The 26147-nt window shown below is 60.4% G+C and carries 24 protein-coding genes; 20 read left to right on the top strand and 4 right to left on the bottom strand.

What is annotated here, in order from left to right; all coding sequences use genetic code 11:
- Positions 1-27: 27 nt before the first annotated feature.
- The 9 genes from AC50YL_RS29115 to AC50YL_RS29155 all read left to right on the top strand — a co-directional run bounded on the left by AC50YL_RS29115 (position 28) and on the right by AC50YL_RS29155 (position 11667).
- Entirely contained in the window at positions 28-1614 is a 1587-nt protein-coding gene (locus AC50YL_RS29115) for an AMP-binding protein (RefSeq protein ID WP_494836740.1), read from the top strand.
- Positions 1615-1730: 116 nt separating this feature from the next.
- Positions 1731-2864: an acyl-CoA dehydrogenase family protein gene (locus tag AC50YL_RS29120; protein WP_494836593.1), complete on the top strand. Its 1134-nt coding sequence runs from the start codon at positions 1731-1733 to the stop codon at positions 2862-2864.
- A 7-nt stretch (positions 2865-2871) separates the two neighbouring features.
- Positions 2872-4878 (top strand): oxidoreductase, encoded by a 2007-nt coding sequence (locus AC50YL_RS29125; protein ID WP_494836594.1) that lies wholly within the window; start codon positions 2872-2874, stop codon positions 4876-4878.
- 30 nt (positions 4879-4908) lie between these two features.
- A complete protein-coding gene (locus tag AC50YL_RS29130; protein WP_494836596.1) occupies positions 4909-5691 on the top strand; it encodes an SDR family oxidoreductase in 783 nt (260 codons plus the stop codon).
- A gap of 410 nt (positions 5692-6101) precedes the next feature.
- Positions 6102-7202, top strand: coding sequence for a Gfo/Idh/MocA family protein (locus AC50YL_RS29135; protein WP_494836598.1), 1101 nt, complete (start codon positions 6102-6104; stop codon positions 7200-7202).
- 11 nt (positions 7203-7213) lie between these two features.
- Positions 7214-8104 (top strand): carbohydrate ABC transporter permease, encoded by an 891-nt coding sequence (locus AC50YL_RS29140; protein ID WP_494836599.1) that lies wholly within the window; start codon positions 7214-7216, stop codon positions 8102-8104.
- Between the two features lie 11 nt (positions 8105-8115).
- Positions 8116-8958 (top strand): carbohydrate ABC transporter permease, encoded by an 843-nt coding sequence (locus AC50YL_RS29145; protein WP_494836600.1) that lies wholly within the window; start codon positions 8116-8118, stop codon positions 8956-8958.
- A gap of 54 nt (positions 8959-9012) precedes the next feature.
- Positions 9013-10371, top strand: a complete 1359-nt coding sequence (locus AC50YL_RS29150) for an ABC transporter substrate-binding protein (protein WP_494836601.1) — start codon at positions 9013-9015, stop codon at positions 10369-10371.
- A 255-nt stretch (positions 10372-10626) separates the two neighbouring features.
- Positions 10627-11667 (top strand): LacI family DNA-binding transcriptional regulator, encoded by a 1041-nt coding sequence (locus AC50YL_RS29155; protein WP_494836602.1) that lies wholly within the window; start codon positions 10627-10629, stop codon positions 11665-11667.
- Between the two features lie 109 nt (positions 11668-11776).
- On the opposite strand, the gene AC50YL_RS29160 is transcribed toward AC50YL_RS29155, so the two are convergent.
- Positions 11777-12325 (bottom strand): NAD(P)H-dependent oxidoreductase, encoded by a 549-nt coding sequence (locus tag AC50YL_RS29160; protein ID WP_494836604.1) that lies wholly within the window; start codon positions 12323-12325, stop codon positions 11777-11779.
- Positions 12326-12585: 260 nt separating this feature from the next.
- Here AC50YL_RS29160 and AC50YL_RS29165 point away from each other — a divergent pair, with 260 nt between their 5' ends.
- From AC50YL_RS29165 to AC50YL_RS29180, 4 genes are all read left to right on the top strand, one after another.
- On the top strand, positions 12586-13344 hold the full coding sequence (locus AC50YL_RS29165; protein WP_494836606.1) for a sugar phosphate isomerase/epimerase family protein: 759 nt from the start codon (positions 12586-12588) through the stop codon (positions 13342-13344).
- Positions 13345-13602: 258 nt separating this feature from the next.
- Positions 13603-14220: a LysE/ArgO family amino acid transporter gene (locus tag AC50YL_RS29170; protein ID WP_494836608.1), complete on the top strand. Its 618-nt coding sequence runs from the start codon at positions 13603-13605 to the stop codon at positions 14218-14220.
- A gap of 25 nt (positions 14221-14245) precedes the next feature.
- A complete protein-coding gene (locus AC50YL_RS29175; protein ID WP_494836610.1) occupies positions 14246-14803 on the top strand; it encodes a DNA-3-methyladenine glycosylase I in 558 nt (185 codons plus the stop codon).
- Between the two features lie 134 nt (positions 14804-14937).
- The gene (locus AC50YL_RS29180; RefSeq protein ID WP_494836611.1) at positions 14938-15783 is read left to right on the top strand and encodes an oxidoreductase; all 846 of its coding nucleotides are present in this window, start codon (positions 14938-14940) and stop codon (positions 15781-15783) included.
- A gap of 108 nt (positions 15784-15891) precedes the next feature.
- Here the strand turns inward: AC50YL_RS29180 and AC50YL_RS29185 are convergent, their stop codons facing one another.
- Complete coding sequence (locus tag AC50YL_RS29185; RefSeq protein WP_494836613.1) at positions 15892-16917, bottom strand: ABC transporter substrate-binding protein; 1026 nt, start codon at positions 16915-16917, stop codon at positions 15892-15894.
- 243 nt (positions 16918-17160) lie between these two features.
- Here AC50YL_RS29185 and AC50YL_RS29190 point away from each other — a divergent pair, with 243 nt between their 5' ends.
- The 6 genes from AC50YL_RS29190 (at position 17161) to AC50YL_RS29215 (ending at position 23882) form a co-directional block, all read left to right on the top strand.
- A complete protein-coding gene (locus tag AC50YL_RS29190) occupies positions 17161-18168 on the top strand; it encodes a FecCD family ABC transporter permease (RefSeq protein ID WP_494836614.1) in 1008 nt (335 codons plus the stop codon).
- A 1-nt stretch (position 18169) separates the two neighbouring features.
- Positions 18170-19216: a FecCD family ABC transporter permease gene (locus tag AC50YL_RS29195; RefSeq protein ID WP_494836616.1), complete on the top strand. Its 1047-nt coding sequence runs from the start codon at positions 18170-18172 to the stop codon at positions 19214-19216.
- Positions 19217-19230: 14 nt separating this feature from the next.
- Entirely contained in the window at positions 19231-20028 is a 798-nt protein-coding gene (locus AC50YL_RS29200; protein ID WP_494836618.1) for an ABC transporter ATP-binding protein, read from the top strand.
- A gap of 395 nt (positions 20029-20423) precedes the next feature.
- Positions 20424-21854 (top strand): alpha-L-fucosidase, encoded by a 1431-nt coding sequence (locus AC50YL_RS29205; protein WP_494836619.1) that lies wholly within the window; start codon positions 20424-20426, stop codon positions 21852-21854.
- 25 nt (positions 21855-21879) lie between these two features.
- The gene (locus tag AC50YL_RS29210; RefSeq protein ID WP_494836621.1) at positions 21880-23445 is read left to right on the top strand and encodes a hypothetical protein; all 1566 of its coding nucleotides are present in this window, start codon (positions 21880-21882) and stop codon (positions 23443-23445) included.
- Positions 23446-23615: 170 nt separating this feature from the next.
- A complete protein-coding gene (locus AC50YL_RS29215) occupies positions 23616-23882 on the top strand; it encodes a hypothetical protein (protein WP_494836623.1) in 267 nt (88 codons plus the stop codon).
- Between the two features lie 157 nt (positions 23883-24039).
- Here the strand turns inward: AC50YL_RS29215 and AC50YL_RS29220 are convergent, their stop codons facing one another.
- A complete protein-coding gene (locus AC50YL_RS29220) occupies positions 24040-24552 on the bottom strand; it encodes a hypothetical protein (RefSeq protein WP_494836625.1) in 513 nt (170 codons plus the stop codon).
- A complete protein-coding gene (locus AC50YL_RS29225) occupies positions 24549-25019 on the bottom strand; it encodes a hypothetical protein (protein ID WP_494836627.1) in 471 nt (156 codons plus the stop codon). Before AC50YL_RS29225 ends, AC50YL_RS29220 begins: the two co-directional genes overlap by 4 nt.
- A 275-nt stretch (positions 25020-25294) precedes the next feature.
- On the opposite strand from AC50YL_RS29225, the gene kduI reads away from it, so the two are divergent.
- Entirely contained in the window at positions 25295-26128 is an 834-nt protein-coding gene (gene kduI, locus AC50YL_RS29230) for a 5-dehydro-4-deoxy-D-glucuronate isomerase (RefSeq protein ID WP_494836628.1), read from the top strand.
- The last annotated feature ends 19 nt before the right edge of the window (positions 26129-26147 follow it).

The following is a 26147-nucleotide window of genomic DNA, read 5'->3' on the forward strand; positions in this document are numbered from 1 at the left end:
CTGATTAAAGGAGATTGGTGATTGAGCATGATTTCGGAAAACGCACTCGAAAACGACTTTTTGTTTCTGAACCGGCTGGACCAAGCGGATAACGGGAAAACCGCGGTCATCGATCTGAACGGCGACCGCCCGGTCGTCCTCACCTTCGGCCAGCTGAACGAGATCAGCGATCGGGCCGCGCAGGGGCTGATCGATCTCGGCGTGAAGGAAGGCGAGAACGTCGCCTACCTGCTGCCGAACGGCTGGGAGTTCGTCGCGCTCACGCTGGCCGTCTGGAAGGCCGGCGCGGTCGCTTGCCCGATGCTGCCCGCGCTGCGCGAACGGGAAATCCCGTTCATCATGCGCAAGTCCAAGAGCAAAATCCTGATCATTCCGGAGGAGCACAAAGGCTTTCGCTACGGGGAGCTGATCGCGGGCATCCTCGGCGAGCTGCCGGGGATGCAGTCGCTCGTCACGATCAAGCCGGGCAGCCCGGCCAGCCTGAGGAGCAGCCTCGGCGGACTTGCCGCGCGGGAGCCGGACCGCGCGCGGATCGGAAGCCGGCGGCCGGGGCCGTCTTCGGCCGCGCAGCTGCTGTTCACCTCGGGAACGACGGGCGAGCCGAAGGGCGTCGTGCATACGCACGGCACGCTCGGCCACGGCGTTGCCGCGCACGTGGAAGCGATGGGGCTGACGGAGGACGACAGAATCTGGATTCCTTCCCCGATGGCGCATCAGACCGGGTTTCTCTACGGCATGTCGCTGGCCTTGTACCTTGGGGCGGTCCAAATCTGCCAGGCCGTGTGGAATACCGAGACGGCACGATCTGCCGTCGAGCGGCACGGGGCCACGTTCGTGCAGGCCGCGATGCCGTTTCTGGCCGATCTGACCCGCGAAAGCGAGCCGCCGAAAGGGCTGCGGGCCTTCGTCGCCACCGGCGCTCCGGTGCCGCGCAAGCTGGCGCAGGAAGCGTCGGAGCGGCTGAGCTGCAAGGTCGTCGGCGGATGGGGATCGACCGAGTCGTGCATGATCAGCGTCGGCAGCGTGCACGCCTACGGGGAGTCGTCCTGGAATTCGGACGGCCGGGTCATCGCCGGACGCGACATGAAAATCACCGACGAGGAAGGCCGGACGCTGCCGCCGGGCAGGGAAGGGCTGTTCAAAGTGAAGACCCCGGCCATGTTCACGGGGTATTTGGACCATCCGGAATGGTACGAAGCGGCGGTCGACAAGGACGGTTATTTCAATACCGGGGACCTCGCGGTGATCGACGACGAGGGCAACCTGCGCTTGACGGGGCGGGTCAAGGACATCATCAACCGCGGCGGGATGAAGGTGCCGGTCGCGGAAGTCGAGAACCTGCTGTACCAGATGGAATCGCTGCGGGACGTCGCCGTCGTCGGCATGCCCGACGAGCGGCTGAACGAGCGGATCTGCGTCTACGTCTCGCTCAAGAATCCAGATGCCGCCATCGAATTGGACGAGCTCACTTCTTTCTTGAAATCGCAGGGCGTCACGAAGATTTATTGGCCGGAGCGGCTGGAGGTCATCCGCGAGATGCCCCGCACGACGACGGGCAAGATCCAGAAATACGTTTTGCGGCAAATGATATCGGACAAGCTGATGGTCTATTGACCGGCGCCGGACAAGCCGGGCGGAATCTCTTCCGTCCGGCGTCCGGCCGCCCGCCTGGACCCGCGATCCGTAATTGCCGCTTTGAAAGTTTATTAACGTTGGAGAGGTAGGAGCCCATGGAAGAAACCGAGTTTCAGAGATTGAAAGACGAAGTGGACCGTTACGTGAACGGCCGGCTCCGGGAGCTGTCGGAGCGTATCGAGGAATCCGGGGAATGCGGCCCCGACGTCTGGCAGGAGCTGCGCGAGCGCGGCTACCTGAGGCTGGCCGCTCCGATCGAGTACGGCGGGCGGGGCTTGTCGTTCACGCAATATTTGCAGCTGCTCGAGCTGTTCTCGCAGTCGCACGGCTCGATCCGGATGGTCGTGCACGTCATCAACGGCGTCTGGCGGCCGATCGATTTCCTGGCCAACGAGGTGCAGCGCGAGCGATTCGTGAAGCCGCTCGTGCGGGGAGAGCTTACCGTCGCGTTCACCTTGACGGAGCCGAACGCGGGCTCCGGCGCCGACATCGAGACGTCCGCGCGCAAGGAAGGCGACGAATACGTCTTGAACGGCGAGAAATGGCTGATCACGTTCGGCGATACCGCGGATTACCTGATGCTCTACTGCCGGATGGAAGGCACGCGAGGTTACGAGGGCACGATGGCGCTGCTCGTCCCGAGAACCGCGCCGGGCGTCGAGATCAAGCTCATGCCGCCGACGCTGGGACTTACGGGCACGGGCCATGCGCATATCCTGATGAAGGATGCCCGCGTGCCCGCCGCGAATTTGCTGGGCGACGTCGGGCAAGGGCTCGCGAGCGCGCTGAACGGGTTTCTCGATCCGAGCCGCGTGTGCGTCGGGATGACCTGCGTCGGCCTTGCGCAGCGCGCGTTCGATCTGGCCGTCATGCGCAGCAACGAGCGGGTGACGTTCGGCAAGCCGCTGAGCCAGCGCCAGGTCGTGCAGACGTGGATCGCCGAGATGGCCACGGATATCGAAGCCGCGCGCCAGCTCGTCATGCACGCGGGACGGCTTAAGGACGATGGAGCGCTGACGCCTCCGCCTGCTTCGATGGCGAAGCTGTACGCGCTGGAGATGCTGCAGCGCGTCACGGACAAAGCCCAGCAGATCTGGGGCGGCATCGGTTATTTCAAAGGCTACGAGATCGAGCGGATCTACCGCGACGCGCGCGCGCAAAAATTCGAAGAAGGAACGGCGGAGATTCAGAAGGCGGTCATTGCCAAACATATCTTGGCGGGGAGGTAATCGCGGCATGGGATCATCGCTCTTGCTCCGACGGGGAACGATCGGCACGCTCGCGCTGGACCATCGCATCCTCATGGGGGCCATGCATCTCGGGATCGAAGGAGACCGCCGGGAGCTGGACCAGCTCGCGGCTTTCTACGAGGAGCGGGTGCGCGGCGGCGCGGCGCTGATCATCACGGGTCATGCGGCCGTCCTTCCCGAAGGCGGCGGGCACGGCATGTTTTGCCTGACCGTTCCCGACCATCTCGACCAGCTGCGGGAGCTCGCCGGGCGCATCCGGGCAGCGGGCGGCAAGCTCGCCCTGCAGCTGACCCATACGGGCCGCTACGCCAGAAGCGCCGAGACCGGGCTGACGCCGAAAGCGCCGAGCGCGATCGCTTCGCGGCTGACGCGGGAGATGCCGGAGGCGATGACGGCGTCCGATATCGCGGACGTGAAGGAAGCGTTCGCGGAAAGCGCGCGGTTCGCCAAGGACGCGGGGTTCCATGCCATCGAGATCATGGGCTCCGAAGGCTACCTGCTGAACGAATTCATGTCACCGCTGACGAACGCGCGCACGGATGAATACGGCGGCACGCTGGCAGGCCGGATCCGGCTGAGCACGGAGGTCGTCGCAAGCATCCGGGAGCGGGTCGGACGCGAGTTTCCCGTTATCTTCCGCATGTCCGGCGAAGATGTCATGGACGGAAGCACGACGCCGGACGAGACGCTCGCGCTCGCCCGGGCGCTGGAGCACAGCGGCGCCGATGCCCTCAACGTCGGCATCGGCTGGCATGAATCGCGGCTGCCGACGGTCGGAGCGACCGTGCCTTCCGGCGCGTTCGCGCATATCGTCGGCGCCGTCCGCGCCGCGGTCGGCATCCCCGTCATCGGGGCGAACCGCCTGCATACGCCGGAAGCGGCCGAGCAGGCGCTGGCCCGGGGCGATATGGATTTTGTCGCGCCGGCAAGGCCGTGGCTTGCCGACGCGGCGTTCGCGCGGAAGATCGCGCTGTCCGACCGCGACGGGCTTAATCTATGCTTGGCGTGCAATCAAGCCTGCCTGGACCATGCGTTCGGCAATCCGCGCAAGGCGGTCGCGTGTTTGGTCAACCCGCGCACGGGGCGGGAGTCGGAGCCGTTCGTTCCGTCCGCCGCGCCGATCGCCGTCGCCGTCGTCGGCGGCGGCGTCGCCGGGCTGCAGGCGGCCAAGACGGCCGCGGAAAGGGGGCATGCCGTGACGCTGTTCGAAGCGCGCGACCGGCTCGGCGGGCAATTCCTGCTCGCGTCGCGGATTCCGGGCAAGGCGGTCTTCCGCGAGACGCTGCGCTACTATACGGTGGCGCTGCAGCGGCTCGGCGTCGCGGTCCGCACCGGAACCGTGCCGTCGGCGGAGGAATTGAAGGCGTTCGACCGCGTCGTCGTGGCGACGGGCGTGGAGCCCTATGTGCCCGAGCAGCTCGAAGGCGCGGACCTCCCGCTCGTGTGCACGTACGCGGATATTTTGTCCGGCGCCCGCGCGTTCGGGCGCAAAGTCGTCATCGTCGGAGGCGGAGGCATCGGCAGCGACGTCGCGCATTATATGGCCGAGACGGCCGCGCTCCGGCAGGACGTGAATGCCTTTTTCGCGGACAGGGGCTATGCGCCCGCTTCGGCGCATGCCGTCCCGTTCGGCATTACGCTCGTGTCCCGATCGGAGAAGGTCGCGAAGGGCGTCGGGCCGACGACAAGATGGGTGCTGCTCGAGGAGCTGAAGCGAAGAGGCGTCGACGTGCTGAAAGGATACCGCTGCCGCGCCATTGCCCCCGGCGGCGTCTGGGTGGAGAACGATGCGGGCGAACGGTTCCTGGAAGCGGATCAGGTCGTCTTGTGCACGGGACAGCGTTCCCGCACGGATTGGGCCGATGGGCTGCCGGCCGGGGAGGGGGACGCGGAGCGGCTTCGCCCGGAGGTCGTCGGCGGGGCGAGCGACGCGGCGGAATTGAACGCCGCCCGGGCGATACGCCAAGCCTACGAGCTTGCCAGGACCTTATAAAAACGCGAATTTCGAGAGGAAGCGATAGCAGTGCCGGAATCGTTCAAAGGAAAAAAAGTACTCATCACGGGCAGCTCGCGGGGCATCGGGCGGGCGACCGCGCTCGCGTTCGCGAAGGAAGGCGCGGACGTCGCCATTCACTACCGTAGGGATGAGGAGGCCGCGCTGGCGACGGCCGAAGAGGCGCGGAGGTTCGGCGGGCAAGTCTTGCTGTGCAAGGCCGAGCTGGAATCGTCGGCCGAGATCGACGCGATGTTCGATACGGTCGCGAGCGAGTGGGGCGCGCTGGACGTCTTCATGGCGAACGCCGCGGCCACCGCGTTCAAGCCGATCATGGAGACGAAAGACTACCACATCGACCGCACGTACCAAGTGGTGGTCAAGAGCGTGCTCCACGCGGTGCAGCGCGCGGTTCCGCTCATGGAAGGCCGGCCGGGACGGATCATTACCGTCTCGAGCCTCGGCAGTCTATTCACGCTGCCGAACTATTCGACGATCGGATCGGCCAAGGCGGCGCTCGAATCGCTGACGCGCTATCTGGCGGCGGAGCTCGGAGCCAAGGGCATCACGAGCAACGTCATCTCGCCGGGCGTCGTGGAGACGGACTCGGTGAAATTCTATGCCAAGGAGCGCTTCGACGCCTTCAAGCAAAACGTCACGCGCCGCACGCCGCTCGGCCGGCTCACCCAGCCGGAGGACGTCTCCGGCGTCGCCTTGTTCCTCGCGAGCGAGGCGGCAGGCTTCATTACCGGCCAGATCATCTCCGTCGACGGCGGTCTCACGCTCGTCTCCTACGATATCGACGGCAATTGACGCCGCAAGCTTCGCCTTTCCATCCCTGCCGCACGATGATGCGCCGGCTCCTGCAGCCGGCGTTTTTTGCTGCGTTCGAATAATCGCATATCGGCCCCAATATTTGCAAGCTGACAGCAGTATGACACGGCGAATTTTACGCAAATTCCTCTTTTTTTGCCTAATGAGCAAAAAATGAAAATGTAACCGCAGCCAATGCATAGCCATCAAAACATAGCGCCAATAACGGCTTTAACCGTTTGAATCGCAATACATACATACATTTGCGGCAAATATTGAATTTAATTTAGCCAAATATTATTGACATTGCCGTAAAATTGCATTACGATCATATCAGGCTTACAGTGTTGTTAACTTAGCTGACATCGAATATGCATGGCGCAAAAAACATGACAACGGAGCGTGCACAAATGGGCAAGATCAGAATGGCATTTATTGGCGTCGGCGACATGGGCTCGCATCATTGCATCGGCTTTGACTTATTGAACGAGGTAGAGGTGAGGTACATATGCGACATGAACGCGGCGAACGTGGCCCGCACGCTGGCGGAGCTTAAGAACGGCCGGCCTGACGTGCTTACCGATTATCGCGAGCTGCTGGGCAAAGAAGATCTGGATGCGGTCGTCATCAGCGTCCCTAACTATAAGCACCGGGAGGTGGCGGTCGCGTTTCTGGAGGCGGGCAAGCATGTTTTCCTGGAAAAGCCCGTCGCGCATACGTTGGCGGACTGCGACGCGATCATCGAAGCGGCGGACAAGCATAAGCGCATCCTGCAGATCGGCCTGGTCTACCGCTACTCGAACCTGTACCGCCGCATGGCGAAGGAAGTGGAGAACGGACGGATCGGCGACGTCAAGCTGATGTGGTGCAAGGAATTCCGCGATCCCTTTCCGCCGGCGGATTGGTTCTACGACAAGGACAAGTCGGGCGGAGCCATCGTCGAGAAGGACTGCCATCATTTCGATATCTTCAACTGGATGATCAAGGCGAACCCCGTTCGCGTATTCGCCTCGGGCGGCCAGCATGTCATGAAGCAAGGCGAGCAGAATCTCATCACCAATTCGTACAGCCATTATCCGGCGAAAACGATCGCCGATACGTCCATCGTCGACCATGCGTTCATTACCGTCGATTACGATAACGGAAGCAAAGCGAACCTGGGCTTGTGCATGTACCTGAAGCCGAGGAACCTGATGGGCGAGGGGCTCGAGATCGGCCTGATCGGCGAGAACGGCGGACAGATGGTCGCGAAGAACGACAAGGCGATCGATATCGTGGGCGGAGCGGATTTTACCAAGGAGCATCTGGATATGGACGTGACCTCGGATTCGATCCTGGGCGGCCATACCGGCGGACAGACGCAGCGCATCGATTTCATTGCCTGCATCAAGGAAGGCAAGCAGCCGTTCGCGACGGGGCAGGTCGGGCGCAATGCCCTGCTGATCGCCTTGGCCGCGGAGAAATCCATCGTGGAAGAGCGGTACGTGTATTTGGATGAGCTATCCGAGTAAGGGGTGTCCGGATGAATAGTCTGAGGAAATACGACACAGCGTTATTTTTCTTGTTTATCATGCCGTGGATCATCGGCTTCATTACCTTCTTCCTGATTCCGTTCGGAACCTCGATCTTCTACGCGTTCACGGATGCCAAGCTTCCGGGCGCGGTGCATTACGACTTCGTCGGATTCGATAATTTCGTGCATATGGCGAAGGATCCGATCTTCACGAAGAGCCTGTTCAACACGCTGTACTTCGTCGTGCTTGGCGTGCCGGTCGTGACGGCGGGGATGCTGCTGCTGGCGATGCTGCTCAATCTTAATGTCAAAGGCATAGCGGTATTCCGCACGTTCTATTACCTGCCTACGCTCGTGCCGATCGTGGCGACGGTCATCATCTGGCGGCTGGTGTTCAACTCGGAGTTCGGCATTCTTAATACCGTGCTCGGCTTCTTCGGGGCGGGCAAGACCGATTGGCTGGGCGGCGAGCATACGATCAAGCCGGTCATCATCCTGCTTCAGGTCTGGATATCCGGCAGCGGCGTGCTCATCTTCCTCGCGGCGCTCAAGAACGTGCCCCGCCATCTGTACGAAGCCGCCGAGATCGACGGAGCGGACAGGGTGCGCCGGTTTTTCGCCATCACGCTTCCCATGATCAGCCCGTCGATCCTGTTCGTCGTCATCATCCAAACCATGTACAATTTTCAAATGTTCACGGAAGCGCTGCTGCTGTCCAAGGGCGGCCCGAACTACGCGTCCTACACGTTCGTGTACAACATTTATAAATCGTCCTTCACGGACTTGAAATTCAGCATGGCGATGTCGCAGTCGATCTTCCTGTTCGCGGTCATCGCGTTGGTCACCTTCGTGCTGATGAAGCTCTCCAACCGGTTTGTCTACTACGAGGGCGAGAAATAGGGGGGATACCGATGAACGGTAGTCGAAAGAGCGGCGTCGTGAGCACCGCGTTCAAATATGTGCTGTTATGCGCGGTCTTCCTGCTGTTTGCAGGACCGCTGGCCTGGATGCTCTCGACCATGATGAAGACGAAGGCGGAGACGTACAAAGCGCCTCCCGCGCTGCTGCCGGAGTCGTTTAATTTCGAAGCGTTCGAGCGGCTGTTTTCCATTCAGCCGCTGATGTGGACGTGGATCCGGAACTCGTTCGCGATCTCGATCCTCGTCGCGCTGGGAGCCGTCGTCTCCAGCTCCATCGTGGCGTACGGGTTCTCGCGATTCATCACCAAATACCGGGACAGGCTGTTTCCGATCGTGCTGATCACGCTCATGATTCCGCCCTCCATCATGATGATTCCTTCTTACGTGCTGTTCGCGAAGCTGGGCTGGATCGATACCTGGCTGCCGCTGATCGTCCCTGCCTGGCTCGGAGGCGCGTATTACATTTTCTTGTTCCGGCAGTTTTTCCTGACCATCCCGCAGGAGCTGGACGAGGCGACGTACCTCGACGGCGGCAATCGTTGGACGGTATACGCCAGGGTGATCATGCCGTTGTCGAAGCCGATCATCATTACGACGGTCATCTTCGCCTTCGTCAATACGTGGCTCGATTTTCTCGGCCCTTTCCTGTATATCAAGAACAGCGCGCTGTTCACGCTGAGCGTGGGCCTGCAGCTGCTGATCGGCCAGACCAGCCAGGATTTCCCGGCGCTCGCCGCCGGTGCATTCATAAGCATCATCCCGATTGGCCTGCTCTACTTCTTCGCGCAGCGATACATCGTGGAGGGGGTCGTGCTCACGGGCTCCAAAGGATAGCTCTTGCGAAAGGTTCTGCTTGCGATCGACATTATGGTAAAGGGGAACTGACAAGTGAAAACGAAGAGAAAATGGAAATTCGGCGCTTTGGTCTTGGCATCGACGATGGCGGTTGCATTAACGGGATGCGGAGCGAACGATAATGCCGGCGGCGACGCGAACGCTGCGAATAACGCGGCAAGCGGCAATGCCGCAGCCGGCGAGCCCGTCACGATCACCTATTCCCAATGGGGAACCGCGGAGGAGCTGGCGCGTACGCAGGAGCTGCTGGACAAGTTTACGGCGGCTAATCCGAATATCACCGTCAAGCTCGAAGGCAAGGATTGGGCCAGCTACTGGGACGGCTTGACCGCCAACGCCGCCGGGGGAACGCTTCCGGATGTCTTCAAGACCAGCTACGCATACATTGACAAATACGCCGAGCTCGGCATTTTCAAAGAATTGGACGACCTGCTTGCCAAGAACGCATTCGATCTTGCGAATATCGACGACAGCCTGCTCGGCCTGCATAAGTATCAAGGCAAGCAGGTGTCGCTCCCGATCGATGCCAATGTCATCGTCTGGTATTACAACAAGGCGCTGTTCGCGGATCCGAAGACGAATCCGAAGGGCGCGGCCGTGCCTTCCCTGGAGCCGGGCTGGGACGAGATCGTCGACATCGCGACCAAGATGACGCTCGACAAGAGCGGCAAAAGCGCGGCGGACGCCGGCTTCGATGCCAAAAACATCGTGCAGTGGGGCTTGTCCTTGTCCCCGGGCTCTTCCATGGATTGGTTCCTGGAGCCCGAATTGTGGTCGAACGGCGCCAAATTGGTAAACGACGACGATACGCTTGCGCTCGATACGCCGGAGGCGCAGGAAGTGCTGAATTTCTTCATCGACCTGACGAAGAACAAGAAGATCAATACGACCCCGGCCCAAATCGAGGGACTTGGCGGCGACGTGAATCTGACGCTCACGACCGGCAAGGTGGCGATGAATCCGGGCGGCAGCTGGAACACGACCAACTATCAGGAAGCGAAGGTCGATTACGGCATCTCGTATTTGCCTAAGTTCAAAACGAACCAAACGGTCGTGCAGCCCGCGGGCCTGGCGATCAGCGCCAATACGAAGCATGAAGAGGCCGCCTACAAGCTGCTGGCTTGGCTGGCCGGCCCGGAAGGCGAGACGGAGCTGGCGAAGCAAGGCTACTCGATTCCGGCCAACAAAGCGGCATCGGACGCCTACGTGCAGACGGTGGGAGAAGCGAACAAAATATTCCTGGATGCCCAGAAGTACGGCATCGTCTCGCCGTTCACGGCCAAGAAGACCGATCTGGTATGGACGTACGGCGAGCAGGCGCTCAAGCTGCCGCTTTCGGGCGACGGCGATTTGCAGGCGGCGCTCAAGGATTTGGCTTCCAAAATGAAATAACGCGGCAAGGCAAGAAACGTCATCTTTTTTACGGACTCGAATACGGAACATGCGGGGGCGTCCCTGCGTGTTCTGTATTTTTTTCTGTCTCCCTCAGCGGGCCATGAACGGTTGCCGACCGGTCCGGCGCGGACGTTATTGACTTACTTCCGCAAGAAATATAAAATGAATTTGCCGCAAATTTCTATTGCGCGAATTGAAGTTGCCCCAATAAGGCTTCGGCCTTACCCTGATTGGCGAAGAGAGGAATGAAACATGGCGAAGCTGAAGGATATTGCGGAGCGCGTAGGCGTCTCGATCTCGACCGTTTCGCGGGTCATGAAGAACGATGCGAACCGTTCGGTCAGCGACGAGACGCGGAAGAAAATATGGGAAACCGCCGAGCAGCTCGGCTATAAAACCGTCCGCCCGGCGAAAGCGAAGAAAAACGAACCCAAGCATGCCTATCGCATCGGCTGCGTCGTGGCGATGCCTCAGAATAAATACAACAACCCGTATTTCTCGGTCATACTGGAAGGCATCGAGAAGACGCTGACCGAGGCGGGCATGCGTCTGGAATTCGTATGCAGCATCGAGAAGCACATGGATATCGAGCAGCTAAAGTCGCTCGTCAAGGACAATCGGATCGACGGCATGCTCGTGGTCGAACGGATCGACGACGAAGCGTATCAATGGATCAAGGCGAACGTGAGGCATATCGTCGGCGTGGATATCTCGGACAAAGCGCTTCCCGTCGTCAGCTATGACCGCGCCGCCGCCGCGAAGGAAGCCGTTGCCTACCTGATCGAGCAGGGGCATCGGCGAATCGCCTACATCGGAGGATCGGAGCTCACCGACAATTTCCGCGACGAGCGGCGTTTCCAAGGCTATCGGGGCGCGATGGAGGAGGCGGGCTTGCCGATCGACGATAACTGGGTCATCGACGTGAAATGGGATGTCTCGCTTAGCTACGAGCTCACCAAAAAAGCGTTCGAGGCGTCCGCGGAGGCGCCGACCGCGATTTTTGCCGCAAGCGACATGATGGCCATCGCCGCGATGCGGGCCGCGACGGAGCGCGAGCTGAAGATTCCCGACGATATCGCTTTTTTCGGCGTGGACAATATCGAGATCTCGGAATTCACCTCGCCGCCGTTGTCGACCATCCATGTGCCGAAGCTGGAGATGGGCATGTTCGCCGCGAAGCTGCTGCTCGATTATATGGAGCACCGGTACTCGCTTCCGGTTAAGATGATCATTCCCTACAAAATGATGCTCCGGCATTCGACCGGAAGCAAAATCGAACGGGATGCCACGTAGCGGACTATCCGCTCGCCGATCGATTGCCTTTCGCATGAAAACGCCTGCCGGCTATTAGCCGGCAGGCGTTTTTTGCGTTGAGGCCGCGTTTTGAAAGGCGGGACAAGGTTTAGTTGGAGAAGGCGAGCTCGACCGGTTTCGCGGACTGGACATGCCGCAGATAATCCTGCCTGCTTTGGGCAAGCTGCTCGTCCGTGACGTTGGATATGTCGCTCAGCGCGAAATGCGGCAGGTAGACGGCGCCGATAAAGTTAACGAGCGACCGGAAGGGGCTCAAGAGCTCGTTCAAGGTGAACAGGTTGGCGCCGCCGCGCTGGTAGGATTCCGTCGAGCCGTAGGTGGAGATGGCCGCGCCGACCTCCTTGTCGACCATTTTATCCCCGCCCGGACCGTACGCCCAGCCGTACAGCAGGACGAGGTCGAACCATTTCTTGAGCAACGGCGGCGTGCTGTACCAGTAGAACGGATATTGGAAGACGATGCGGTCATGCTGGGCGAGCAGTCCTTGCTCGCGCGCCGCGTCGATCGCTTCGTCGGGATATTCCAGGTACAGCTCGTGGATCGTGATCTCCGGCTGCGTTCGCAATTCCTCCAGCCAGGCTTTGTTGATACGGGATGCTTCCATATTAGGGTGAGCGACGATCACCAAGGTTTTCACTGTCATCTCTCCGTTTCTTGAACTGGGATCGGGTTATCTGGTCGTCTTCGGTTCGACTGCGAATCGTTTCCTGATGCTCGCAGTTCTTAACTTGTTCCGCGCCAAACCGGATTATGCGCGCCGATCGCGTTCATTACGCCGTTCTTTCGGCGGCATGCGGCGACTTGCGATCAAGTAAATTCGCGAAAGCCCGCCCGCACGGCCGCGAAGGTTGTATAATGAAAGCGTGAAGCAATCGATTAGCCAAGGAGGAATCATGCATGATCCTGGGAGCCCAATTGTACACGGTACGCAGCTTTATCCAGACCGAGGCCGATATTCGGCGCACCTTGCAGAAAATCGCCGCGATGGGGTACACGACGATCCAAGTGTCGGCCATGGGCAAGATCGAGCCCGAGCGCTTAAGGGAGATTTGCGACGAGCTGTCGCTGCGCATCGCGCTCACGCATGCAAGTCCGGACAGAATCCTGAACGATACCGAGGAAGTCATTCGCGAGCATGATGTTCTGGGATGCCGGTACATCGGCATCGGAGGGATGCCCGAGAAGTACAGAACGCCGGATTGGTACGGGCATTTCGCGCCGGACTTCCGGCAAGCCGCCAAGCGCATCGCCGAAGCGGGCAAGACGTTCATGTACCACAACCATAACTTCGAATTCGCGAAGATCGGCGGCAAACGGATGATCGAACGGCTGCTCGAAGACTTCGCGCCCGAAGAAATGGGGATCACGCTCGATACCTATTGGGTGCAGGCGGCAGGCGCGGATGTCTGCGAATGGATCGGCATCTTGAAGGACCGCCTGCACTGCGTGCATCTCAAGGATATGGCGGTCCGGGGAATGGAGCCGATCATGGCGCCGGTCATGGAAGGCAATATGAACTTCAAGGCGATCCTGGGCGCGCTCGAACGCGCGGGCACGACGGAATACCTGCTCGTCGAGCAGGATACATGCGAAGGAAGTCCGTTCGAATGTCTGGATACCAGCTACAAGAACCTGGCGGCGGCGGGATACCGTTAACGATCGACTCGGAGCGTCGCCCCCGCGCATGGCTAATCTTCCGCAAGCCGGGAGGTTGGCTTTTTGCGCGGGTTATTCGCATGATGAGACCGCGCGGCTTGCGCGCTAGCTGTCGGGTCCAAGGGAGCGACGAGCGTTTGCGCGAGACATGATTCATGTTGCGAAGGAGGAAAGCTGTCGCTAGAATAGATGGGACAAGGATTCCCTCTACGGGCAGAAACTTGCGGACGGCATCGTTGCAGCGAAGGGGGAATCGCGATGGCAAGCGCCATTTTACAGGGATTTATTCTCGCCCTAGGTCTTATTTTGCCGTTAGGCGTGCAGAACATGTTCGTGTTTAACCAAGGGGCGATCCAGCCTCGCTACGCCCGGGCGTTGCCGGCCATTATCGTGGCGTCCGTCTGCGATTCGGCGCTGATCCTGCTGGCGGTGCTCGGCGTATCGACGGCCGCGCTGGGCATTGAATGGTTGAAGCTGACCTTGATGGCGGCCGGCATCGCGTTCCTGCTGTATATGGGCTGGACAACGTGGAACAGCGCCGCTTCGCGTACCGGGGACAAACCGCCCGAGCCGTTAGGCCCGCGGAAGCAGGCCGCATTCGCGTTATCCGTATCGCTGCTCAATCCGCATGCCTTGATGGACACGATCGGAGTCATCGGCACGAGCTCCCTGAATTACGACGGGGCAGCCAAAGCCGCGTTCACGATCGCCTGCATCGCCGTCTCGTGGCTGTGGTACTTCGCGCTGGCGCTGGCGGGCAGAATCGTAGGCGCGAAAGACGGCTCGGGCCGGCTGCAAGCCGCGCTGAATAAATTTTCCGCGCTGGTCATGTGGGGTACGGTGGCGTATCTGATCGTGATGTTAATTGACAAGTAAGCTGACGGAAAGGAAGTTCGCACGAATGACCGCACGCTGCGCATGGGTCAACGAAGACCCGCTGTATATCGATTATCATGATCGCGAATGGGGCGTTCCCGTCCGCGAGGACCGCAAGTTGTTCGAGCTGCTGGTATTGGAGGGCGCGCAGGCGGGACTCAGCTGGTATACGGTGCTGAAGAAACGCGAGGGCTACCGGCGGGCTTTCGACGGGTTCGATCCCCGCAAGGTGGCCCAATACGGCGAGTCCGAGATTGCGGAATTCATGACGAACGAAGCGATTATCCGCAACCGCTTGAAGATTCGCTCCGCGATCAACAACGCGCGGCGATTTCTGCAAGTAAGCGAGGAGTTCGGCAGCTTCGCGGCCTATGTCTGGCGGTTCGTGGGCGGCGAGCCGATTCGCAACCATTGGCGAACCAAAAGCGACGTGCCGGCAACCTCGCCGCAATCGGACGCGATGAGCAAGGATTTGAAGAAGCGCGGCTTTACGTTCGTGGGGTCGACGATTTGCTACGCCTACATGCAGGCGAGCGGCATGGTCAGCGATCATACGCGGGACTGCGACTTTTATCGTCCGTGAAGCCGAGCAGCAATGAACACGGATTCGGCAATCCGTCCGAATGCGAGGGGCGCATAGCCAATATTGCGCAAAGGAAGACTAACGCATGCAACGAGCCTTTGTATAATCCAATCACGAATGGAGCGCGGTATGCGATGACGAAAGTATGGCTGATTACGGGATGCTCCCGCGGATTCGGACGGGACCTCGTCCAAGAGGTGCTCGCGGCCGGCGATAAAGCAGTGGCGACGGCGAGGCGGGCGGAACAATTGGCGGATCTGGCGGAAACCTACCGCGAGCGGGTACGGACGTTCTCGCTCGATGTCACGGATGCCGCGGCGGCGCGGGCGGCGGTGAAACTGGCGGTCGACGAATTCGGCTCGCTGGATGTCGTCGTGAATAATGCGGGGTATGCGAACAGCGCGCCTATCGAAGAAATGACCGACGAGGATTTCCGCGCGCAGATCGAGACGAACCTGTTCGGCGTCGTGAATGTCACGAAGGCCGCGCTGCCGATATTGCGCAAGCAGCGGTCGGGCCATTTTATCCAATTCTCGTCCATCGGCGGCCGGGTAGGAGGTACGCCCGGATTAGGCGCGTACCAGACCGCGAAGTTCGCGGTCGAAGGGTTCTCCGAGGTGTTGAACAACGAGGTCAAGCCGTTCGGCGTCAAGGTTACGATCGTGGAGCCGGGGGCTTTTCGGACCGATTGGCAGGGTTCGTCGATGGTTATGGCACGCGTCGGCGAGGACTACGAGGAGACCGTCGGCGCCATTCATCGCCTTCGCGGCGGCACCGACGGGAAGCAGCAGGGCGATCCGGCGCGCGCGGCCCGGATAATCCGGGATATCGCGGCGCTGGACGAGCCGCCGCTGCGGCTCCTCCTCGGCGCGGGCGCGGTGGAGATGGCCGAGAAATCGTCCAAGGCGCGGGCCGCGGAGGCGCAGCAGTGGGCCGACGTCAGCAGGTCGGCGGATTTTCCCGCCGAAGTCATGTCCTGATTCCCCCTGGCTCAGACAGACGGGGGGATCAATCGGTTTCCGCAGCAGCGCAAAAAAGCCTGGGCCGGTGCATGCTTGCACGTCGGCTCAGGCTTTTTCGTCTAATTCTTAAGCTTGAACGTCGTAAATTTTAAACAGCTCGTCCAGCATCATATTGGCCGAGATGACCCCGCCGGACGTATTCCATATGGCGTCGCTCACCCGGTATGCCTTTTTGTTCTTCACGGCGGAGAGGCTTTGCCACAGCGGATCCTTCAGCATGTCCGCTTCCATCTGGTTGCCTTTGCCGTCTCCCGTATCGTACGTGAAGTAGAAGATGATGTCCGCGTCGGCTTCCGGCAGGCGTTCCTTCGTGATTTCTTCGACGAACGTGTCCTTGTAGTTCATCTGGCTGTCCGGACGCTTGATGCCGAGCTTGTCGAACGCGATGCCCGTGAACGTATCCGACAGGTAGATGCGCGTTTTGCCCGCCATGAAGCGGACGACGGATACCGACTGGTTCAGCTTGTCGCCGGCCTTGGCTTTGAAGTCGGCGGTGCGGGCATCGTAGTCGGCGATGATCTTATCGCCTTCGGCCTTCTTGCCGATCGTGTCCGCATAGAGCTTAAAGTTCGATTGCCATGCCCCGCGGAGCGTATCGGAGAAGACGGTCGGCGCGATGGCTTTCAACTGCTCGTACACTTTCTCTTGGCGGAATTTGCTTCCGATGATCAGATCCGGCTTCAAGCCGGCGATCAATTCGAGGTTAGGCTGGCTTTCATCGCCGACGACGGTGACGCCCTCCATGTCCTTCGCGATGTGGTCGTACCAGGGATCGCCCGTCCAGGATTTTACCGCGCCGACCGGTTTCACGCCGAGCGCGAGCAGCGCTTCGGTGCCTTCGTTGGTCAAGACGACGATTCTGGCCGGCGTTCCCTTGATGACGGTTTCGCCCATGGCATGGGTGATCGTGCGTTCGGAAGCGTCCGCAGCGGGAGCCGCCTCGTTCGACGAGTTCGTCGAGCCGGCGTTCCCTGTTCCGCTATTGGAATTCGTATCGGAGCCGGATTGGCCGCATCCCGAGAGTACGACGGCAAAGACGAGCAAAAGCGATGAAACGGTCCAAATGAATTTCTTTCTGACCTTAGGCAACATGGATTAAGCTTCCTTTCGATATGAAAATGATTCTCATTGCTGAGGAAAACTATAGCAGGCTGCGCTCCCGGCGTCAATATTTCTGATAATGATTCTCAAAATCATTGACACTCCCCGCAACTTCACCTAAAATTATTTAATGTTGAAATAATTAAATTGAATTCATATCGTGTTCCTATAAGGCGGGTCAATACGATCCGCCGCGAGCGGCTGTGCCCATAGGAGAATAAGAAAGAGGACTGCATGGAATCTGTACTCACCACCAGAACGCGCAAGATCACGGGATTGCTGATCGGCCTGGCCGTGTTCCTCGCCGCCATCGCGTGCAGCATCGTATTCGGCGTCGCGGATATCGGCTTACATACCATCGTAACCTCATACACCCACTTCGACGGCTCGCAGCAGCAGCTCATCGTTCGCACCGCGAGAGTGCCGCGGGCGCTCATCGCGGCGATGGCCGGCGCGAGCCTGGCCGTGGCCGGCTGCCTGATGCAGAGCATCACGCGCAACCCGCTCGCTTCTCCGAGCTTGTTCGGCATCAATTCAGGGGCGGCTTTCTTCATCGTCGCCGCATCCGCTTTTTTCGGCGTGAGCGGCCTGTCCGCATTCGCCCTCCTTGCCTTCGTCGGGGCGGCATTCGCGGCGCTGCTCGTCTACCTGCTCGGTTCGATCGGCAGCGACGGCCTGACGCCGCTTAAAGTCACGCTTGCCGGCGCGGCCATGACCGCATTCTTCTCGTCGGTCTCGCTCGGGATTCTGCTCACGGGCGGGCAAACCTTCGACCAAGTGCTTTACTGGTTCGTCGGCTCCGTGGCCGGACGCGACATGGGCATCTTCACCTCCGCCGCTCCGTACATGGGCATCGCGCTGATCGGCGCCTGGGTGCTGGCCAGGCATTTGAATCTGCTCGGGCTCGGCGACGACGTCGCCGCAGGCATGGGGCAGAAGACGATCTACGTCAAGCTGGCCGCGGGCGTCGCGGTCGTCCTGCTTGCCGGGGGCTCCGTCTCCATCGCGGGCCCGATCGCTTTCGTCGGGATTATCATCCCGCATGTCACGCGTTACCTGGTCGGCATCGATCATCGTTGGGTCATTCCTTACTGCGCCGTGCTCGGCGGCATTTTGCTGCTCGCCGCGGATATCGGCTCGCGCTTTATCTCGTTTCCCAAGGAAGTGCCGGTCGGCGTCATGACGGCGATCATCGGGGTGCCTTTCTTCATCTACATCGCCAGAAGAGGGGAGCGCGGCTAGCATGAGCAACTGGTTGATACTCAGAGGCCGTAAGCACTCCTTCCAATTCCACAGCAGAACGCTCGTCGCGATCCTGCTGCTGGCCGCGGCCAATATCGTCGCCTTGGTCGTTTGCGCGGGTCTCGGAAGCACGACGATCAGTCCGATCGAGGTCGTCCGTTCGCTCTTCGGCGGCGGCGATCCGTCGCACGCCATGATCGTGGTCTCGCTGCGGCTGCCGCGCGTCGTGATCGCGATGCTGGTCGGCTCGGCGCTCGCCGTCTCGGGCGCGCTGCTGCAGGGCATCGTCCGCAACCCGCTGACGTCGCCGGATGTCATCGGGATCTCCGGCGGCGCCTCGCTCGGCACGATCGTCTTCATCCTCTATTTCTCGGGCGTAAGCATCCGCTTCATGCCGATCTGGTCGATCGGCGGGGCGTTCGCCGCCGCCGTCCTGATCTACGTCTTCGCCTATCGGCGCGGGGGCGTCACGCCGCTGAGGCTTGTGCTTATCGGCATCGGCATGGCGACCGCGCTGACGGCGTTCACTTACATGCTGATCTTGACCGCGCCTTTTACCCCGTCGGCCGTCGCGGTTAAAGCGTTCACCTTCATGACGGGCAGCATTTACGGCGTATCGTGGAACCGGGACGTGCTTACGCTGCTGCCCTGGATCGTCGTGCTGCTGCCGGTGGCGATAGGCTATGCCCGGCATTTGAACGTGCAGGAGCTCGGGGACGAGGTCGCCGCGAGCGTAGGCAGCGCCGTGCACAAGAAGCGCACGCTGCTGTTGTTCGTCAGCGTGGCGCTTGCCGGTTCGGCGGTCGCCATCGGCGGCGCGATCAATTTCATCGGGCTCATGGCGCCGCATATCGCCCGCAGGCTTGTCGGCCCCGCCTATGGCGGCGTCATCCCGGCATCGGCGCTGATCGGCTCGCTCGTGCTGCTGCTGTCCGACCTGGTCGCCAGAATCGCTTTCATCCCGCTGGATATTCCGGCAGGCGTGTTCACGGCCGCGGTCGGAGCGCCGTTCTTCCTGTATCTGCTCTATCGCCACCGCAAAGCCTAGAAGGAGTGAATCCCGTGTCCGTCATCCAAGCGCGCAATCTTACGCTATCCTATGGAAAAACCCCCGTCTTCTCGAATCTCGATCTGCTGATTCCGAAGGGCGAGATTACCGTCTTCATCGGCAGCAACGGCTGCGGCAAATCCACGATCCTGCGCTCGATCGCCCGCCTGCTGAAGCCGCAGGAGGGGTCGATCATCCTGGAGGGCAGCGACATCGCCAAGCTGCCCAGCAAGGAAATCGCGAAGCGGCTCGCGATCCTGCCGCAGGGACCGATCGCCCCGGAAGGGTTGACCGTGCATCAGCTCGTAAAGCAGGGGCGTTATCCGTACCAGAGCTTCCTGCAGCAATGGTCGCTCGAGGACGAGAAGGCGGTCAAGCGCGCGCTCGAGGTCACGCATATGGCGGATCTGTCGAGCCGCCCGGTCGATTCGCTTTCCGGCGGACAGCGGCAGCGGGCTTGGATCGCGATGACGCTGGCGCAGAATACGCCGACGATTCTGCTCGACGAGCCGACGACGTTCCTGGACATGACGCATCAGATCGAGATTCTGGATCTGTTGTACGACCTGAACGAGCGGGAGGACCGGACGATCGCGATGGTTCTGCACGACATCAACCTCGCCTGCCGGTACGCGCATCATATCGTGGCGGTCAAGGAAGGCCAAGTGCATGCGAAGGGCCGCCCGGAAGAGATCGTGAACGAGCGTTTCATCCGGGACGTCTTCGGGATGGAAAGCCGGATTACCGCCGATCCGATCTTCGGCACGCCGATGTGCATTCCCTTCGGCAAAGGACGCAAGGTAGAATCGTAGCTAGCCGATCAAGATATTATCGCGGCCGAGGGGGCATTGCCCGCTCGGTTTTTTTTGCGCGCAATCAAGGATTGTCAATCCGCGCGGATGCGATTATACTGTTGTCACGGGGATGAAAGCGATCCCAGAGAAGAACGCGCCGTCGAATCTGGTAGCGATACCATATCGAGTTGGTAAGATTCCCGCATGATTCCGAGGCAATAACAAAGCGAGTCCAAAGCGAGTCCCCGCGCCTCTTCTGGTATCGGTTCCATAATCACTGCCGCATGGCGCGAAGGAAAGTGGCGGCTCTCGTGGAATTAACGTTAGGACGCAGCGAAAGCCGCTCAGTCGCGGAAGCGCGATTGCGATGCACGTAACGGCCATGCGGCGATATCGGAAAGGACGGGATCGACATGGAAGAAGCAGTGGACAAGGCGATACGGGTCAGGCCTTCGGAACGGCAGATCGCGTGGCAGGAGACGGAGTTCTACGCTTTTATTCATTTCACGGTGAACACGTTCACGGACCAGGAATGGGGGCATGGCGACGAAGCGCCGTCGATCTTCAATCCAACGGAGCTGGATGCCGGGCAGTGGGCGGAGGTTTGCCTGTCCGCCGGCATGAAAGGGTTGATCCTCACCTGCAAGCATCATGACGGCTTCTGCCTATGGCCGAGCCGGTACACGGACCATTCGGTCGCCAATTCCCCGTGGCGGGGAGGACAAGGCGACCTCGTGCGGGAGGTGGCCGATGCCTGCCGCAAGAATGGACTGAAGTTCGGCGTGTACCTCTCCCCATGGGACATGCACGAGCCGACCTACGGCGACTCGCCCGCGTACAACGACTATTTCAAAAACCAGCTGAGCGAGCTGCTGACCGGTTACGGCGACGTCTTCTGCGTCTGGTTCGACGGGGCTTGCGGCGAGGGTCCGAACGGCAAAAGGCAGCAGTATGACTGGGACGGCTATTACGCGCTCGTGCGGGAGCTCCAGCCGAACGCCGCGATCTCGGTATGCGGCCCGGACGTGCGCTGGTGCGGCAACGAAGCCGGGCATACGAGGGATTCCGAATGGAGCGTCGTGCCGGCTTCGCTGAAGGACAACGAGAAGATCCAAGACCGCTCGCAGCATGCCGACGACGGCGAATTCGCCAAGCGGATCGACTCGCACGACGAGGACTTGGGCAGCCGCGCGGTCATCCGGGAAGCGGAAGAGCTGGCCTGGTACCCGGCCGAAGTGAACACGTCGATCCGTCCGGGCTGGTTCTACCATGCCGCGGAAGACGACCGGGTGAAGACGCTTGACGAGCTGCTGTACGTGTACGAGCGTTCCGTCGGCGGCAACGCGAACTTTCTGTTGAATCTGCCGCCGGATCGCCGCGGGCTCATACACGAGCGGGATGCCGAGCGGATGCGGGAGCTGGGACGCGCGATCCGCGACACCTATACGGTGAATCTCGCGGCCGAGGCGACCGCGGCCGCGTCCGAGTCGACGGACGGCCACGACGCCGGCCGGCTGCTCGACGGGGATCGCGCGACGTATTGGCGCCCGCGCGAAGGCACCGAACAAGCGATTCTCGAGATCGATTTGAACGGCGCAAGAACGATCGACCGGGCAGTGCTCATGGAACCGATCCGGGAGGGCCAGCGCGTGGAGCGCTTCAAGCTGGAATGGACGGACGGAGACGACTGGCAGGAACTCTATCTCGGCACGGTGATCGGCTACAAACGGATTTGCGTCTTCGCGCCGGTGACGGCCCGCCGGATTCGGATCACGATTGCCGAATCCAGAAGGCGTCCGGCGCTGTCGCATTTTGCCGTCCACCTCGGCGCGAACGGCCGATAATGCGAACAATAGGAGGATGAAACGGATGAACGAATATGCCTTTCAAGGCAGCATCAGCGAACGCGCGTTGGAGAGCTACCTGGCCAGAGCGGTCACCGCGGCGGACCTGGTCAACAGCGACACGCTGGATGACGATTTGCGCATGATCGCGAACATCGGCGCCAAGTTTCTCGGCCGGTCGTCCGGCGTATGGGAGATGGAGGCCGACGACGAGGCGCATTTCGCCAAGTCCGAGCGGCTGGCGGCGCGCGTGCATGCGATCGACGGCGAGATTATTTTGCAGACGTGCATCTTCGAAGCGATCTTCAAGGAAGCGAACCGTGTGCCGATTCCCGCTTGGGTATTCGAGGCGTTCGGGCTTCCTCCCGAGGAACGGACCTTCCGATTCGAGCGCATGCTGTTCGACAACCGGCCTGCCGGGTACGTGTGGGACGAGAACGGCGCGATCCCGAACATCGACAAGACGGAAGCGCAGCTATGGTTCTATTATCGGGCGGCCCGCTACATCGATGCCGGCTTCGAGGCCATCCATATGGGCCAGATCCACTTGTACACCGCCGACGATATCGGTTTCGTGAAGACATACGCGCTGTTCGATAAGATCCGCGCGTATGCCAAAGCGCATGCGAGACGAGGCATGGTGCTGCTCGATGCGCATACCCACGGCGTCAACGTCGGCGGCAGGCTGCTCTTCGACTTTCATTCCATGCCGTACTCCAGGATGCCGATCCTGGACAAGCCGGGCGACAGCCTCGCACTCGTGCGGGAAGGCTTCAGCGAAGGCGGCGCGACGCCTTCGGGCTGGGAGACCGACTCCCTGCCGCTTTTGATGGAATTCGATAATTGGGGCGGAAAGTTTTTCAAGGAAGAGGACGGGATTCCCGACGAACGCCGGGCGTGGATGGAGTGGTGGGGCTACGATCAGATCACGTGGTTCGCTTCCCAATCCGAGGAGCGCCGCAACGCGTTTCTCGACTATACGTACAAATGGACGGCGACCCATTTCGCGAATGCCCATTTCCAGATGCCGGTTCGGAGAACGTTGGGCAATTGCCGGATCGTCCCGAAGGTGCACGGTATAGAGGCCGAATCGGGCAGCGTCTGCTATCAGGCGAATATGCCCGGCACGGACTGCCCGCTCGGATTCGGACAGGAAGAGACGATCAAGCGGATCTGGTCGGAAGCCGGCGATTGGCGGCAGCGGGCAAGCGTTCCGCGGACCTCCCAGCAGTACGGCGGCGAGGACGAATACGATCCGAGCACCGGGGTCAAGCTCCCTTCGCGGGTCATCGCGTACGGCGATTTCCAGCATCATGTCGGAGCCGTCAACCACGATTCCAACAGCGAAACGACGCGCATGTATTATGAAGGCCACGGCCGCTACGCGCTTGCCTGCGTCTTCCCGTATCCGGGCGAATACGAGTACGCCGTCGCGCCGTACGGTACCTTGTCGCAGACGTATTCGATCGACCGTTATCCCCGCAGCGGCTCGTCCACGAAAGCCAAACTGATCATCGAGCTGGCCGACACCGTCGTTATCTTCCGTTACGACTTCGCCGACAGGCGCGTAACGGCGGAGACGAACGGATAGGTCTATGCGTCCGGAAATATCGGCCACCGCGCTTTTGCCGCGGTGGCTTTTGCTTGTCCCGCGGGCGGATGGCCGTCCCGCGGGAACCGGAAAGCGCGGTTATCAATCATTTGGAATAGATAGGATAATTCGGGATAGGCGATGCATAGAAATAGTAGCAAGAGAGGGAGGTGACGGTCATCGCGGAGAAAAATCCGGATTGCGTGCCTTACTATAATGGATGGACGGGCAGCGGAGCGACGATGAGGCGGTTGGCGGAGGACTTGGCAGCGGCCAGAAATGAAAGCGATTCCAAATGGACGTTCGAAGAACCCCGGACAATCGCTCGCGCGGATGCAGCCAACGTTGATTTTCCGATGCACTACAACGGTTATGCGGGCAACGGTACCCGAATGAGGGAAATCGCCGAATCGATCTCGAGGAGCAAGCGCGCTTGAACGCCGCCGGTTAGCGGGCGGAACAGCATAGAAGCAAAGCCGCCGTTCGAGGAGAACGCCGGCTTTTCGGCATGCGAGCAGGGGCGACTCGCGCGAAGTGTGACGGTACGTGATGGCTGTCAACCTCATGCTCCGCCCCTTGTCTCCCGCGCCCGGACTAGCCGGGATGCCGGCGCGGGCGCCCTCCCGCGATCTTCTCGCACCAATGGAACAAGGCGAGCCAGCACGAGTGGACGATCAAGTAAATGAGAAACGAGTAGGCGAGCCGGTAGCCGTGCCGGTAGTGAAAGACATGCGCTTGGACCGCGAGCCATTCCATGCCGGTCGACAGCAGGGCGCAGACGAGGACGTAGACCGCGATGCGCGAAGGCCTCACGCCTATCCGGTCGTAGACATAGCAGAAGAGATAGCTCACGCAGCCGTACGAGACGTACGACAGAAAATCCGTCCATTCGTAGTTCGAGCTGTCGTCCACGTCGTAGAAGTCTACCGGCTCGAGGCCCAGGGAGTGATCGAAGAACAACCCGCTGTACAGGCCGCACGTATAGTACACGATCGCGTTCTTCGCGCGAAAACGCTTGGGCAAAAAAACGACCAGCGCGGCGCCGATGAACAAGCCGGTCAGGACAAACCATTCGTTGCTGTCGAAACGAGTATCGTATACGGTCATGACATCCGCTCTTCTTTCCGGCCGGCCGCGCGAATGAGCCCTGCCAATAATCTCGCAAACAACATATAAGCGCTGAAAAAGAGCAGCATGACTGCCGTAGGGACATGCATGGCCGTGATTACGCCGAGCCGCTCCTGCAGCATTTGCAACGGAACGAACGCGAGCAGGATCCCCGCCGCGACGATCCATTTGAGAACCTTCCAGTCGTACAGCATGACGTTCGTCGCGATCAGCAGCGCGACCGGAATCAGCAGCAGGCGGATCGTCAAATTCGCGAAGGACTTCTCGATGTCCGTGCTCACGACGATCCACGAAAGGTTGACGTGCAGGATCGTGAACATGCTGAGCTCGAAGACGGTGCCGCCGAACAGCACGAATACCGTATCCAAGACGGACAGCTTCTTGGGCATGAGCGAAAACGCGATCCATACGCACCATGTGACGAAAATGCAAATCGCGAGCGTCACTTGCTTTCACCTCCATCGTTCATTTTCGGTTCCGCGGCGATCCGATGATCAAGTACCATTATCGGCGTGAAGCCGGCCGATTAAACGCCATGATTTCATCTTCGGACGGAGGCTCCAGTCCGGGCGATGCGTTCCGGGGGCACGGGAAGCGTTTGCCGGGTTTAGCTCTATATCGCGACGCTGCGAAAAGGGTTGCCAAAACGCCGATTCGGATCTAATATGAACGTATTAGGTAATAAATGAACTTATATGAACTTAAAAGGAGACCGAGAATCATGGAAATCCGCTACGCGTCCCACCCGAACGAAGTGAAGGCATTCGATACCGCCCGCCTGCGAGAGGAGTTTCTGATCGAGCGGCTGTTCGCGGCCGACCAGCTGCTGCTCCGTTATTCCCATGTCGACCGCTTCATTATCGGAGGCGTCGTTCCCGTGAACGAATCCGTCAAGCTGGAAGCGGATCCGGCGACGATCGGCGCGGCCACGTTCCTGGAACGCCGCGAGATCGGCATTATCAACGTCGGCGGCACGGGCACGGTGACGGTCGACGGCGAGACGTACGCGATGGCAAGCAAGGACTGCCTCTACGTCGGCCGCGGGGCGAAGGACGTGACCTTCGCAAGCGAGGATGCCGCCCGGCCGGCGAAGTATTACCTGAACTCCACGCCCGCGCACCAAACGCATCCGACGGTGAAAGCCGCGATCAGCGAAGCGTCTCCGAACCATTTGGGCAGCCAAACGAATTCCAACGAACGCACGATCTACCGCTATATCCACACCGGCGGCATCCAGAGCTGCCAGCTCGTCATGGGCATGACGCTGCTGCAATCCGGCAGCATGTGGAACACGATGCCCTGCCACACCCACAACCGCCGATCGGAAGTGTATTTCTACTTCGACATGCCGGATGACGGCGTCGTCTTCCACCTGATGGGCGAGCCGGACGAGACGCGCCATGTGGTGATGCGCAACGAACAAGCGGTCATCTCGCCGAGCTGGTCGATCCACAGCGGCGTCGGCACGAGCAGCTACACGTTCATCTGGGGCATGGCCGGCGAGAACCAAGTTTTCGAGGACATGGACGCCGTGGCGATGAAAGACTTAAAATAAGAGCAAAACTATGCAAGAA

This window comes from Paenibacillus sp. J22P277 (genome assembly GCF_059383675.1).